The organism is Flavitalea antarctica (genome assembly GCF_054461535.1).
This window is the reverse complement of the sequence record NZ_JBTLQG010000005.1, coordinates 92,141-107,302: the sequence shown is the minus strand read 5'-3', so window position 1 is coordinate 107,302 and position 15,162 is coordinate 92,141. Positions and strand designations below refer to the sequence as shown.

Sequence of the window (15,162 nt, the reverse complement as noted above, 5' to 3'; positions counted from 1 at the left end):
ATGTGTAGCCATTCGACTACGCAAATTTATTTTGACGGTTGCTGATCATCCTGGTATACTATAATCGATTTCCCTAAAATTCGCGGCGGACAATAGCATCCAAATAGTTATATTTAGTAGGATATTTTTAACCCCTTCTTCATTTCTCAAACAACCCTTTTTATCATGGAAAATAATTTTCCTCCCCGGATGGTACTCAATCAAATGCTCCTGGGCTTCGTAATGACCAAAGCAATTCATGTCGCTGCAAAACTAAATCTTGCTGACATGATAGCTGCAAATGGCCCGATGACCGCGGCCGAACTAGCCACTCAATCCGGCGCACATGAACAATCCGTCTCACGCTTGTTACGTGCTTTGGCAAGTGTCGGGGTCTTCAGTATAGATGACGCCGGAAAGTATTCACTTACCCCGCTTGCTGAACCACTGAAAGAAGGCGGCCCTGAATCTATCAAAGCTATGGCGGTGGTATTTGGTGACATGTTATACAAAGCATACGATGAATTATTCTTTTCTGTAAAAACAGGCGAAGGTGGATTTGCCAAAGCGCTTGGTGTGCCGGTGTTTCAGTATCTCACCAACAATCCCGAAACAGGAAAGCTTTTTGATCGGATGATGACAGATATCCATGGGGGCGAAACCCAACCCATGGTAGAGGCTTATGATTTCTCGGGCTTTGGTACAGTGGTCGACATCGGTGGTGGAAATGGTGAAGTGATTTCAGCAATCCTCAGAAAAAATGCTGCTGTGAAGGGCATTTTGTTTGATATGCCGGAAGTAATTGATCGTGCCAAAAACAATATATCTGAGAACGGTTTAAGTGATCGTTGCCAACTTGTTCCGGGTAATTTTTTCGATTCCGTGGTATCAGGAGGTGATGCATATATCATGAGACACATATTGCATGACTGGAGTGATGACGATTCAGTGGCTATTTTAACCAATTGCAGGAAAGCTATGAATGCTGGTGGTAAGATACTGGTGGTTGAAGCGGTTATCCGGGATGGTAATGAACCAAGCCCTTTCAAATTACTTGACCTCACCATGTTACTCATAGGTGGAAAGGAGCGTACGCAAAGGCAGTTTGAGGAGATTTTTTCCAGGGCCGGCCTGAAATTAAACCGGATCGTACCATTTCAACATGACCTTTCAGTAGTAGAAGCGGTAGCCGTCTGATTACACGAACATCCATTTCCCTAAATCCCGGTGAACCCATAAAGTAGTAGGACGTCCTCCGTTGGCGTGATCAATCCATGCTTCAAATAAACCAATTCGTCACTTTGCCCGTATGGTAAGGTTATGCGCTGTTTTAATTTGGCTCCTGAATTTTGTTTCACGCCAACTTAAAGTTTATGTCGAAGTTCCATGGCATTGCCGGCATGGCAATCCTTTTACTTGTTACCCAATCTGTCTTCTCGCAGACAACACCTGCAAATCCGGGCCATACACTGCAAGGTCAAACCGCAGGGGGCGTCAGCCGCCCTCGCCAGGAAAAGACGGATGCTGTTAAGGAAAATCCTGCACTTTCGGAAGTTATTAAGTCAAATCCGGCAAATGCGGAAGTTGCTGCGCATAGGGCTATTGTTCAGCCAAATCTCGCAAATCCCGGATCTAACGGCAACCCTGGAATATTTCGCGGGAAAGTCCTTGATGCGGCTACAAAAGAGGCCATACCGGGGGCCTCAATCCGCTGCCTGCACGACGGTTGCGGAGATATGTCGATGTCTGATTATAACGGAAAGTTTGCATTAAGATGTGAGCACCCGGGAGCCGCGTTAATCACATCCATAGGTTATACAGAACGCACCGTAGTTTTTTCAGGGGATAATAATATCGTTTCATTGGTGGCTTCACAGTCTATGCTTAAGCAAGTGGTTGTTTCGGCAAACCGCGGAGAAGGTGTCAGGCGCTCCGCTGCTCCTGTCGCGATCGCTACATTGAGTAGCAGAACGATACAGGATAATAAGCCAACTACACTCGACCAGGTACTCAATAAAGTAAGCGGGGTAAATATGGTCAACCTGGGTAATGAGCAGCACCAGATGAGTATTCGTCAACCCATGACCACTAAAAGCCTGTTTTTATATCTTGAAGACGGAATACCCATACGGACAACCGGTTTATACAATCACAATGCTTTACTTGAAATGAACATGAGTGCTGTGAAAAATATAGAGGTGATCAAAGGTCCATCGTCGTCATTATATGGAAGTGAAGCTATCGGCGGGGTAGTGAACTTAATTACAGCTGCACCAACCGCGGTTCCCGTGTTTAAGATGTCACTACAGGGTAACGATATAGGATACAAACGCGCTGATATGTTAACGAGCCTGAGCAAAGGGAAATGGGGTTTTGTTGTTAGTGGTTACCATGCTGATAAACGTAATGGCTATCTTGAATATAGTGACTTTCACAAAAGCACAATTACCGCAAGAGTCGATTATCGTTTTTCCGGTAAGACTACCCTCTCCAATAGTATCACCTGGGTCAGGTATTACAGCGATATGTCGGGTGGAATTGATAGTGCCATGTTTGCAGGCAAAAGCTTCAAAAATCTCCAGACTTTTACTTACAGGAAGGTAGATGCCCTAAGATATCACTCAACACTGACGCACAAATGGAATGACCGGAGCCGGACAACTTTAACAGCTTTATACCGGGATAATTCGATTGGACAGAATCCTGCATACCGGGTGAAAGATGACTACAGAAAACAAGGAAATATTTTTGTTGGTAAAAAGAACCTTGCTCACGGCGAGATCAATGAAAGCAGCTTCAGGAGCTATGCATTTATTGCGCAGCATAAACAGCAGCTCAGATGGAAGAATGCGGCCTTCAGTGGTGGAGTGAACATTGATCTCAGCCCCTCAACTTTTAATGCACACTACATCAGGATAAAAAAAGATACCACAACAAAAAAGTATATAGGCTATGAAAACACGGATAGCACACTGACCAATTATTCTACCAGGCTAAACAACTATGCGGCTTTTGCGAATTTTGAATTCAGCCCGGTTGAAAAACTGAGGATTGTGGCGTCTTTGAGATATGATATGTTTCATTACGATTTTGACAATCATCTTCCTCCTTCTGCCTTTAGCGGATCGCCCGACATGGTGAATGATTTCCGTCGCCTCAGTCCTAAAATAGGGTTTACCTATAATTTTTCGGAACGTAGTGGTATCTATGTAAACTACAGTGAAGGATTTGTTCCGCCCCAGGTTTCAGAATTGTATACGGGAGTAAAGGTTCCGGACATAAAGCCTTCGGTCTTCTATAATTATGAGGCAGGAGGATGGGCTGAACTGGTAAAAAATTTTTTGAGTGCAGACCTGAGTATTTATCAGCTGAAAGGAACAAACGAAATTGTTTCAGTCAGGCTCGCTGATGGTTCATTTGCCAATCAAAATGCAGGAGAAACTTCGCATAAGGGAGTAGAGTTTGGGTTGATGGCAACTCCGACAAAAGAAATATCATTCCGCGTCAGCGGAGCATACAGTGAACACCGCTTTGTAGAGTTCGTTGAAAAGGGAGCAAAATACAATGGCAACCAGATGAATAATGCGCCAAACTGGATATACAATTCAGAGATGTGGTATAAGCCCGGTTTTCTGAAAGGGCTGAGAATTGGTGCAGAGCTGCAACATGTCGGCAGTTATTATGTCGATCCCATGAATACTGCGAAATACAAAGGATATAATGTTTTACATCTCCGTACATGTTACCAGTTTAAAGGATTGGAAGTCTGGATAAATGTACTTAATGCTACTAATAACTATTACTCCAATATAACCACGAAAAGTTCCTTCGGCTATAGTTATCAACTTGCCGATCCACGCAACTTCAACATTGGCTTGTCTTATGAATTCGGCAGCCTTTTTAAAACCCTTGACAAATGAATCGTGTACCAGTTATAATATCTTTATTGGCATCGGTGTTTATAATTCGTGTTGTTGCTTCCTGCAAGAACGATGTAAAGTCATTGGAGCAGGCATCGATACAGGAAGCGATGGCAGATAGTTTTCCGGGGCAGTGTCCCTACCTCACAAAAGATAATAATGGAAACCCGGTCCTTTCGTGGGTAAGGATGCTCAATGATTCTTCAGCTGTCTTTTGTTATGCTGTTGCTACCGATGGAAAAAACTTCGGGCAACCGATCATTATTCCAGGCAGTGAAAACATTCAGCCGCATGGTGAAAATTTACCAAAGATCATTTTCAAGAGATCGGGTGAAGTAATAGCACTCTGGGGTACAAAAAGTACGAGTACAAAAAATAAGCACGCCGGTATGGTGTCGTATACTCAATCATTTGATGGTGGCAATACCTGGTGCAGAGAAGCAAAACGACTGGTTCCTGATTCATCGGCAGATGATCAACGATATTATGATGTCGCACTGCTGAAAAATGGCGAGGTGGGAATCATCTGGCTGGATAACAGGAAAACAAATGGCAGGGGAGGATCCGCGTTATTTTTTGCAAGCACAGATGGTAAAAACGGATTTTCCGGTGAAAGGAGAATTGCCGAATCCTGCTGCCAGTGCTGCCGTACTGATCTGTTTGTAGACAGCAAGGGAAACATTCATGCGTTGTACCGGGGGATTCTCAATGATAGTATAAGGGATATGGTTCATGCTGTGTCTGTTGATGGGGGAAAGACCTTCTCAATACCTAAACGTATCAGTGATGATAACTGGGTAATAAACGGATGCCCGCATACCGGCCCCTCGATGACAGAAAATAAACATGGGCTGCAGTTTGCCTGGTTTACAGGTGGAAAAAATAAAGGTGCTTATTTTGCAAGCTCAGATGCTAACGGACAACACTACTCGCCGCGAAGTCAGATCAGCGAACGCGGATCACATCCACAGATAACCAGTTTCGAAGACGGTCTTACTGTTATAGCCTGGGATGAGGTAGTAGATCGCGGTAACAAGTCAGTTAAAAAAATTGGCATCCACACAAGGACCGTCGGGGGCCAAAGCAACAAGAAGTTTATTACAACGGATGAGGCGTCGGCAAGCTACCCGGTAATCTCAGCCGTAGATGGAGCAAATGCAATGGTTGCCTATTCCAAAATGAAAGATGGTCAGAACTATGTTTACTTTCAACTTGTTCCCGTAAAAAATTTGTAAATTATGTTCCAATTGACAATCCCATGTTGCAAACCAGGAATCAATCCGTTGATGAAAACGATGCCGCAGGCTACCCGGAACCCGGATCTGCTACTGAAATAATGATGTTCCAGAAATTGCAGGCAAAACTGGGCCGGCAATTTGAACATGTGTTCCCGGACAAGCTCGCACCCAAAACGGTAGTAGTGATTCCTTCGCTCACGATGGATGAAGAAATCCTGTCTAAGGTCAGTGGCATTAATCATTACGAAGAAAGAATGCTTTGCCTCCTGATGCTATTACGGATGCCGCGGACAAAGGTGATCTATGTAACAAGCCAGACCATCGATCCTGTTATCATCGATTACTACCTGCATATGCTTCCCGGAATGACCGGGTATCATGCATTACGCCGTCTCACCCTTTTAAGTTGCCACGATTCATCATCAAAATCATTAACAAGAAAAATACTTGACCGGCCAAGGTTGTTAAAACGGATCCACGATCTTATATCCGGCGATGAGGATACGCATATGGCCTGCTTCAACGTTACTGCGTATGAGAGGACATTAGCGACCCGGTTACAAATCCCGATCTTCGGCTGTGATCCTGACCTGGCGGACCTGGGAAACAAAAGTAATAGCAGGAAAATCTTCCGGGAATGTGGACTGTTGATACCGCCGGGCTTTGAAGATCTCAGGTCCGAAAAAGATATCATCGATTCATTAATTCAATTGAAACTACAACATCCCCTGGTACGAAAAGCAGTCGTAAAAGTCAACGATGGATTTTCAGGTGAGGGTAACGCTATTTTTTCTTACGCAGGTATAGAAACGGCTAATGATGTAATTGAATGGATAAATACGAATATCCGGCAAAGACTGAAAATCGTAGCGGCCGATTTAACCTATGAGGTGTTTATTGCTAAGTTCAGACAGATGGGTGGCATCGTTGAAGCTTTTATTGATGGTGAAAGAAAAGAGTCGCCTTCTGTACAATGCCGGATCACACCAACGGGCATAAGCGAAGTACTTTCAACCCATGACCAGGAATTAGGAGGCGAGAGCGGGCAGGTTTATGTCGGCGCACAGTTTCCTGCCTCAGAAAGTTATGCGGTAGAGATTGGCCGAATGGGAAAATATGTTTCAGATGCGCTCAGAGAAAAAGGCGTGCTTGGAAGATTTGCTGTTGATTTTATTTCTGTGCAGGAAGACGCTGGCTGGAAACATTATGCCATTGAAATAAATCTCCGGAAGGGAGGTACCACACACCCATTCCTGATGTTACAGTTTTTAACGAACGGTACATACAATCCGGATGATGGGAAATACTATATCTCCAAAGGAAATCTTGTCAGGTATTATTTTACTTCAGATAACCTGAAAAGTGATAAATACATCGGACTGACGCCTCATGATCTCATTGACATTGCGATGATGAACGATTTACATTTTGACGGCACAGTACAGGAAGGCGTAATGTTCCACCTGATAGGTGCCTTATCGCAGTATGGAAAACTCGGAGTGGTTTGTGTTGGAAGCACTCCTGAAAGGGCAAGAGAATTTTATACAAAAATCATTGAAGTGTTGGACAACGAATGCAAATAAGGCCAGTTTACTTTAAGGCTTCTATTGCATATGTAAATACATCTCCTTGTCATCAATAAGGGCAGTTTTCGAATCACCTGTAATTTTTTCACTTTCGATGAAATACATGTCGAGTTCACCCAGGTTTTTTGCATAGATCTTCCCGCGGTGGCTGCAATCGAAACGGTGTTTGATTATTTCGTATGTATATGCTGAAATGTTGACTCTGCCAGGAACGCCATTGCTTTCCATCCGGCTCGCGATGTTGACCGTGCTACCCCAGATATCATAAGCATATTTCTTTTTTCCTACCACGCCTGCAACGACGGGGCCGGTATGCACACCGATCCTTACTTCCCAGGATTCAAGGCCTTTTTCTTCCCGGCTTCGATTATTCTTTTCGATGAACTGCTGTATCTCGATAGCAGCCTTGATCATCTTATACACGTGGTCAGGATCTGGTGAAGGCATATTACCCGCGCACATATAAGAATCTCCTATAGTTTTTATTTTCTCAAGATTATATTTTTCCATGATGTTGTCAAAAGCCATGAAACATTCATTGAGCTCTTCTACTACATCTTCCGGAGATAATTTGTCTGCAATAGAAGTGAAACCTTTGAAATCAGTGAATAAAACAGAAACTTCTTCAAAATGGCGCGGCACTGATCTACCGCTTGTCTGCAGCTCTGAAGCCACTTCTTTCGGTAGTATGTTCAGTAACAGGTGCTCGATCTGATCCTTTTGTTTATCCAGTATCTTATTGACTTTAACCTTTTGCAGGTAGTTCCGGTAAATGATAAACGCAATGATAACGATCAGACCCAATCCTATCTGGACCGCCATGCGGGCGGCTTTTTCGGTTTTGATTTTTGCGTCCTGCAAAACAATCTCGCCTTCTTTTTTCGAGAGTTCAAAGTCGAATTGCAGCTGGTTCAGTTTCTTTTTCGTGTCGATCCTGTACAGGGAATCCTTGATGTTGACATAAAGGGTCTTGAACTTGTATGCGTTGGAATAATCCTCTTGTTTTTCATATGAAATCGCCATCGCCTTGTAGAGGTCGCTGAGCTCGGGCAATACATCATCGATGTTTTCTGCGATTTCCTGGGCCCGGTGAAAATAATCGATGGCCATTGAAGTCATACCCTGTTCCTGGTAAACCTCGCCCTGTGCCCTGAGAACCCTGATTATTTGTAGCTTGTCATCCTCTTTTTGGGCGATCGATAACGCTTTCTCCAGGTTCTGAAGTGCCAGTTCATAGTTGCCGTCTTTCATATAGGTTTTGCCCAGGCCACTGTATCCGAAAGTGGCGTCATAGGTGTTGCCGGCGGCCTTCAGTGATTTCCTGAAGTATTCGAATGCTTTTTCGGTGTTGTTGTTATCGAAATAGACCTCGCCGATATTTGCTGTCAGGCCGATATATTCCGGCTGGTAGCTGCTACCTTCAAGGTATGGTATGGCTTTAAGTAAGTAATTAATGGCAACAGGATCTCTTTTGTTATGATAGATACCGCCAACATTTGACAGCGCAGTTGCTATCCTGAGGGTATCCCCGATTTTTTCTGCGAGTTGCAAAGATTTCAACATGTATTCGAGTGCCTTCTCATCCGCACCCTGGTTGAGATAGATCGCCCCGATATTATTCATCATATTCGAGATGCCAATATCGTCACCAATTTTTTCAAAGACTTCCAGAGATTGAACCCAGTAAGGAAGGGTTTCCGCAAACCATTGCCGGTTGTAATACACCATCCCGATCTGCTTCAGCGCATTTGCGGTGCCCCTTGCATAATTCAATTTCTCCGCCATCTCTTTTGCTTTGAATCCAAGACTGACAGCTTTGGCAGAGTCGACCCCCTGGACGCGTTTTAATTCTGCGATCAACGTGTCTACTGCAGCAGAGTCATTTACAGCCTGTGTTTGCGCATATGATGCAACCGAGAGGTTTACAACCACCAGTAAAAAAAAGATTCTTCGATTCATGGTAGTCCTGTTTACTTAACAATTGGGTTACGATGGAAAAAGCAGGAAGGGAGTTGCGGTCCCTTCTTTGCTTCATCAGATTTTTATGAATTTAAATGTTTTTGTGCCTGAAGCAGTCTTTGCTTCTATAATGTAAATTCCCCTGGAAAGCGCCGAAATATTTATCTCATAATTGCCTTCACTTATTCTTCTTAATGGAGCCGATTTTAATTTACCTACTCCGTCATAGATCCGGATGTCTGCCGTGTTGCGCACATCTTTATTCAACTGCATCCTCACACTCAGCGTCGCTGGATTAGGGTACAACATGTCTTTACGCAATTGCGGTTCCGTAGGTTTTTCGGACACTATTTTTTTCGGAGCGCTTTTTAGACTGGTCGATTCAGTGACTTCCAGGTTACCGTCCTGGAATATTATCCTGTAGTTTGAATTGAAATAACAACCACCAACAACAATGGGATAATTGCCGGCCGGCGATGAAAGGGTTGCGGTTGTGTTATTCGAAACGCCGTTCGCGGGCTCTACGACAACTACTGCTATTGCATTGTTTGCATCCTGTTCGTGATAAATATGCCCGAACTGGTAACAGTAGAACCACCAATCTGTTTTCTGGGTGATATAATACACTCCCGGCCGCGTTGGCGCAACGAACGCATTATTCAGCACCCCGGCATGCGGGAAGGTGCCACTTATATCATAACAGACATCGAAGTTGTTTCCGTTTTGATCGTCATTGCTCATACCGATATACATCTGTGTTATGCAACCCGGACAATAGGGGACGTAGCCGGGGATCAGATCCGAGAAGTACACCTGGTTCCAGCTTCCTGTCAGTGTCAGGTTCTCGCCTGGTGTGGCATAGTAAACATTCGATGTGCCGTTGATCCTGACATCTGTATATGTTGTGCGTTTTTCCAGCAGATCGACCACCTTGGTTGTTGGCGGGATCTGGATAGGCTGACACACCGAAGCTTCGGTATCATCGAACGCAAATCCGCTGTAGGTTGTAGTGAATGGCGGATTTGGCTCTCCAACACGTCGTGTTTTGTTTTCAGCTGTTACGACCAATGGTTTTTTCGTGATCAGTACGCTAGCCACTCCATAGGTTACCTCGAAATTTGAATTCACAAAAGCGCCGGGCATCAGAACCTGGGAGCCTGCCTCAAGTCCTGTGATCATATTCATCGAAATCATTCCGCCCAGATCACCCGCCTGCAGGTTGATATCGTCTTCGTCAACCAGTACTAGTGTCTTTGCATTATTGTTCGGACCACTCACGTCGAAATTATTCACAAGTGCTCTCAGTTGGCCATTTACAATCGCTTTTAGCTGACCGTTAGGATAAACCCACTGTTCCCCATTTACAATGGCCCTCAGTTGGCCGTTTTCAATAACATAACTATTCACTTCCTGTAATTGCCCGTTTACGATAGCCTTAAGCGGGTCCCCGTTCGGGTAGTCCACCAGTTCCTGATTCACCAGGGCCCTTAATTGACCGTTCTGGAGCACTATAAAAACTACCTGGCCATTTACAACTGCCATTAGCTGACCGTTGACCATTGACAAAAGCTGGCCATTGACCAACGCCCTCAATTGCCCGTTGGCAATCGGAACATAATAACCATTGACTAATGCTCTCAGCTGCCCGTTTGCAAATTGTGTTACACTGTCGATTGCTACTCCGTCACCATTCACCAATGCGCGCAATTGTCCGTTTACAAGAGCGCGAAGTTGTCCATTTACATAAGCTACCTCCTGGCCGTTTACCAGAGCTCTCAGCTGTCCGTTAACAAGACTGAAGCTTGTTGTCGGTACATCAACCAGCACCCCGTTCACCAGGGCTCTTAACTGGCCGTTCACCAGGGCTCTTAGCTGACCATTAACCAGTGCCCTTAGCTGGCCATTTACTATTGAAAGATCTTCAGCAACCTGCAGCGTATCATCTACAAGTACCAGGAGCAGACCATTGATGATAGCAACAAGCTGTCCGTCCAGAGCTGGCTGGAGTTCACCATTTACGATCGCAAGCAACCGCCCGTTTACTAAAGGAGTCAACGGTGCATTAACCAGGGCCCTGAGCTGACCATTTGCGAGAGTGAACTGTTGCCCGCTTACATTGACCGTCAACTCACCGTTCTCCAATGTCATTTCCTGCCCGTTCACAAGCGCTCTCAGTTGTCCGTTTAGCAACGATAGCTCTACCGTTATTTCCTGCCCGTTTACCAGCGCTCTTAGCTGGCCATTAGGTATAACCGTCCATATACCGTTAACGAGTGCTCTTAGATGGCCATTCACGAAAGTGATATCGCTTGCATCTACCCACACATTGTTCACCAGTGCTCTTAATTGTCCGTTAACCAGTGCTCTTAACTGGCCATTCACCATTGCAAGCAACTGCCCGTTAACCATTGGTACAAAATCCTCCCCGGGGACTGCAGATTCAGCGGAACCATTTGTCAATACCTTGAGATTCAGAAACGCTCTTGCATTAAGGTTTGGCGATGCCTGTACCATCATGGATTTAGCCGGATCCGATCTGTAATTCAGTAATGATTGGGCTGAAACATCAACTATAAATCGCTGTTCCCCTATCTGTGCTATATCTATAGCGGTCGGAGGTGCTTTCAGCTGGCCGTTTTCAGTAGTAAACTTTCTTGCATTGAGCACAGACTGGAAGCTCGCCATTGCACCGATATTCGTCAGATCAAAAGGAGCAATTTGTGAATTGATACTGCTGAAGCCGTTGAGAACTATCAGTCCGTTTGCCGCAAGGTATTTTGTATGCAGCGCCTTTACTTCCTCAAGGAGATGCGGAGCAACCACACCTGCTGTGTCAAATTGATAGGTATAGGTAATGCCATTAAGATCATCACCATATTTGATTGTCTTTGATTCCGGCGTAATTTTCAAAGTCATTTTTTCAACCGTAAGCGTCCCGGTTTCAAATCTGAAACTGTATTGTGAAAGAAGCGGGTCGTCCGCTGGCAATTCATTCGCCCTTGCGATCGATATACCATAACTACGCGGAGTGCTCGTTGAAGTGGCAAAGGTGCCAAGAACCAGGTTGTCCAGTTTCAGATCAAACAGTGAGAGGCTGGTTTGCTTGATATCCGTTATCTGATCACCGATCTTAACCGAAATCTGTGCGGTAAGCACAGGATTCTCCTGGCCATATCTGCGGCTTTTATTTTCAGCCTTTACGATAATCAATACACCAGAGCTAAAGAACCGGAGGCTTTCAGACAAGCCGCCGTCTAACCCACTCACGCTTTTCGCAGGATTGAAGATCTGGAATGCCGGATCCTGTCCTGAAGGGATAGCGTTTACTGTTGCCGTTGCGGTACTGATACCCGTTGCAGGATCGGTGGAGATAGTTGTTGGGACAGGTACGTTATCAACGTAGATCTGACTATTGGGAGCAAAATATCTACCGGCAATCCTTACCTGGAACGGATCAGTTCCGCCCTGTGCGCCAGGAACAACGGGTTCGAGCGTAGAAATGATTGGCTTTGCGTTGGCGATCTGCGCCATAGCTGAATCAGCTTGTATATATCCGTAACCCCCATCAAAAGAGAACTCACCTGATATGTTTGGAAATCTGCCTGCGGAAGACTTCAGTTGCTGTCTTAATTCGTGGGGAGCAACGAGAGCCTGGAGATTGAATTTTTTTCTACCCTCGACTAACAAGGCCGCTACGCCGGCGGCGTGGGGCGCGGCTGCGGATGTACCGAAAAAGTTCGGGTAGGTATCACCGTCATTAAACTGTGCTCCACCCAGATTCACGGAAGTATTCACTCCATTAGGTGCAACCAGGTCAGGTTTATTGCGCACGCCAAATGTACTTCCGGTAAGTGTCACCGTTCCTCCCCTTGAAGAGAAAGAAGCGACGCCGGGCCACACTGGGGTGAAAGGTGGAACATTTGCATAAAGCATAGCGCCCACAGCTATGGCGCTGTCGGCGTTGGCATGACCAACAACCGTTGAGGTACCGGTTTGATAGTTGAGGATGGTAGGATCGCCACGGAATATTATGTATTTGAATCGGACATTGGAAGTACCCGCCGCTCTTACAACCATCAACTTTGCATTAGTCGTATCTCTTACAGTAAAGGCACAAATCTCAAACGGATCTCCGGAAATGTTGCTACGATTGAAACCGAACAACCTGTAACCGTTGGCGTTGACAAGATACAGATCCATATCAGTCTGAACACCACTTGTGCCCAGAGAGCGGAACTCATCACTCCACTGTAAAACGATTGTATACGAGCCTGGTTTAAGATTTATGGTCTGATAGAGATCTGCAGCAGTAGCACCGAACCTGTGGACCTGACCGGTAGCAATAACCGAGCTGTTGGTCACTCCGCGGAATTCGGATTCGTATGACTTGTTGCCAAAATTACCTGCGGAAGTAAAATAGGTCACTCCCTGTGCCACAACCTCATTCACCGCTTCGGCAATCACCCCATCTCTTTGAAAAGGTTCTGTGATATAGGTGAGGTCATCAACAATGATATCGCAGCGTCCACCTTCAAGGGTGGGGGATGCCAGTCTTCTGATAGCATCAGCAAAATGTCCGGCGCTGAGAAAGCCGGTACTAAATGCAAGTTTCGCCTTGGGAGCAATATCATGTACAATCTGCAACATTGCCCTGCCTTCATCATTACCACTTCCGATCAGGTCCTCAACCACCTGGACCGCATCAGGATTCTCTGACTGTTGTCCATTGGATTTCACCCCTGGCAAATCCCCTTCGTTTACATCAGTCTGGGCTCCTGCCTTTGCATCATAGCTATCGGAGATCACACCGATTTTTACGTTGGTTCCGGTTAGTCCAAACCGATCCCTTACCGTATTGGATCGCATGGTAACGTCACCCTGGCTGGTGATTAATCCTGTGTTACTGATGGGTGGAAATAAAGGCCGGATAAATTGAATCGCAGCAATACCGGCAAGCTGGGATAACCTGTTAATCGGGAAATTACCTGTTATCGTCCTTTTGTGGGCGTTACTGTTCACGATATTGGTCATACCTAAAGTAACCAGCTGTGGCCTTAAAGTATTCAAAGTATAATCATTGGACTGATTGCTGATTACTTCAATCATCACATTTCCCTGGCCATCAAGGATGAACATCTCATTATCCTGTATGGCCGATATAGCTACCGTATTTTGAATCAACGAGGTTAGCTCTGCTCCAACCTTATTATTCGCCGGTAATACTTTTCCGTTCACGGGTGCCGGAACATATGGTTCTATATAAGTCAGACCGGTACCTACTGCAGCAGCCTGGTAAACGATCCTGATATCGTTTTTTATCTCGACACGTTTGCCACTCCATAACCCACCGATAATATGCGGTGTGCCATTAGGCTGTAATGAGGTCTTATCTATGAGTATCGCGCCATTCGGTGCCCACACATTACCCATCCAGGCATTCCTTCCGGCAACCATGGCTCCGGCCCCTTCAATGGAAAACGCATTCCCATAAGAAGATCCGGTGCCATGAACTTCGGTAAAAATTCTGGATGGAAAGTTACCGTTGATAGTATTGACTGAAATGTTTCCCCAACGCGCATCCTTTATGATAAAAATGTTGATGGAACCCTCAGTTGTGCCTAAAAAATCAAAGACAAGGTTATTCGTTTTGGAAGCATTGTCTACCTCGTAAAAAATATAGTTTCCCGGCCCGTTAAAAGTAAGTGTCTGATTTCCCGATAAAGAAAGTTTGCGGTACACACCCTCGGAAATACGCTGTGATTTGGAAATATTCGTGTTGTTGTTGCTGGGGGCAACCTGGCCATCAAATGGCGTGTTAGCAGGGAGTGTAGGCATAACCGGAAGAACAACGGTGGGAGCAAAACCTCCCGAAGGCGCCGGACCGGTGTAGTTTGTATTCGTCGGGGCAGGCACGCCAACCGTACCGGTTACCGTTCCGGCTCCGACAGCTATCCTTCCATTAGCGGTAAGATTGCCGGTAATGATCAGATCGTTACCAAGGCTTATTGCCGGGTTTAAATTCGTTCCCGCCCGGTTTGCGAATATATCGCCGGTTATCCTTGTAGTATTACTGATTTCAACCCTGTTCCCACTATATATATTTCCTTTGAGGTTCAGGTTGTTTTCGATGTCAACCATATGGTTGGAGCCTATATTACCCTCAATCATTGATGCGTTCTTCAGAAAAACACCCTGGGCAGAATTATATGAACCCGGAGCGGCACTTCCACCCCAGATAGCAAAATCCTTGACCTTTAATTCAACAGGGGCCTGACTTTGAACCGTTTGGGCAGCAAACGCGATCAGGAAAAGAAAAAGACATTTCGGAAATGCAAGAAGGAACCCTTTCATCAATAAGCAGTTTAATAATACATGAATTAATCTCAGTGACAGGTTTACTGTACTACGGCGGAACCATACCGCTGAGGTAATACAGCAAACAACCATTAACATAGGCCAAACGGAGTAACAGATTCTTTC

The 15,162-nt window shown here is 45.3% G+C and carries 6 protein-coding genes; 4 read left to right on the top strand and 2 right to left on the bottom strand.

Annotated features, from left to right (window positions below; all coding sequences use genetic code 11):
* Window positions 1-165 precede the first annotated feature (165 nt).
* From ACX0G7_RS07385 to ACX0G7_RS07370, 4 genes are all read left to right on the top strand, one after another.
* Window positions 166-1,176: a methyltransferase gene (locus tag ACX0G7_RS07385; RefSeq protein ID WP_458922798.1), complete on the top strand. Its 1,011-nt coding sequence runs from the start codon at window positions 166-168 to the stop codon at window positions 1,174-1,176.
* 176 nt (window positions 1,177-1,352) lie between these two features.
* Window positions 1,353-3,899 carry a TonB-dependent receptor gene (locus tag ACX0G7_RS07380; protein WP_458922797.1) on the top strand — a complete coding sequence of 849 codons (2,547 nt, stop codon included), beginning with the start codon at window positions 1,353-1,355 and terminating at the stop codon, window positions 3,897-3,899.
* A complete protein-coding gene (locus tag ACX0G7_RS07375) occupies window positions 3,896-5,134 on the top strand; it encodes a sialidase family protein (RefSeq protein ID WP_458922796.1) in 1,239 nt (412 codons plus the stop codon). The genes ACX0G7_RS07380 and ACX0G7_RS07375 overlap by 4 nt, the downstream gene beginning before the upstream one ends.
* A gap of 23 nt (window positions 5,135-5,157) precedes the next feature.
* Window positions 5,158-6,720 carry a peptide ligase PGM1-related protein gene (locus ACX0G7_RS07370; RefSeq protein ID WP_458922795.1) on the top strand — a complete coding sequence of 521 codons (1,563 nt, stop codon included), beginning with the start codon at window positions 5,158-5,160 and terminating at the stop codon, window positions 6,718-6,720.
* A gap of 21 nt (window positions 6,721-6,741) precedes the next feature.
* On the opposite strand, the gene ACX0G7_RS07365 is transcribed toward ACX0G7_RS07370, so the two are convergent.
* Together ACX0G7_RS07365 and ACX0G7_RS07360 are read right to left on the bottom strand one after the other, a co-directional pair.
* The gene (locus ACX0G7_RS07365; protein WP_458922794.1) at window positions 6,742-8,682 is read right to left on the bottom strand and encodes an adenylate/guanylate cyclase domain-containing protein; all 1,941 of its coding nucleotides are present in this window, start codon (window positions 8,680-8,682) and stop codon (window positions 6,742-6,744) included.
* Between the two features lie 75 nt (window positions 8,683-8,757).
* Window positions 8,758-15,033, bottom strand: a complete 6,276-nt coding sequence (locus ACX0G7_RS07360; RefSeq protein WP_458922793.1) for an MBG domain-containing protein — start codon at window positions 15,031-15,033, stop codon at window positions 8,758-8,760.
* Window positions 15,034-15,162 lie beyond the last annotated feature (129 nt).

Excerpts from the sequence above, each read along its gene's own strand:
- ACX0G7_RS07385 (WP_458922798.1), top strand. The coding sequence starts at position 166 with ATGGAAAATAATTTTCCTCCCCGGATGGTACTCAATCAAATGCTCCTG.
- ACX0G7_RS07380 (WP_458922797.1), top strand. The coding sequence starts at position 1,353 with ATGTCGAAGTTCCATGGCATTGCCGGCATGGCAATCCTTTTACTTGTT.
- ACX0G7_RS07375 (WP_458922796.1), top strand. The coding sequence starts at position 3,896 with ATGAATCGTGTACCAGTTATAATATCTTTATTGGCATCGGTGTTTATA.
- ACX0G7_RS07370 (WP_458922795.1), top strand. The coding sequence starts at position 5,158 with ATGTTGCAAACCAGGAATCAATCCGTTGATGAAAACGATGCCGCAGGC.
- ACX0G7_RS07365 (WP_458922794.1), bottom strand. The coding sequence starts at position 8,682 with ATGAATCGAAGAATCTTTTTTTTACTGGTGGTTGTAAACCTCTCGGTT.
- ACX0G7_RS07360 (WP_458922793.1), bottom strand. The coding sequence starts at position 15,033 with ATGAAAGGGTTCCTTCTTGCATTTCCGAAATGTCTTTTTCTTTTCCTG.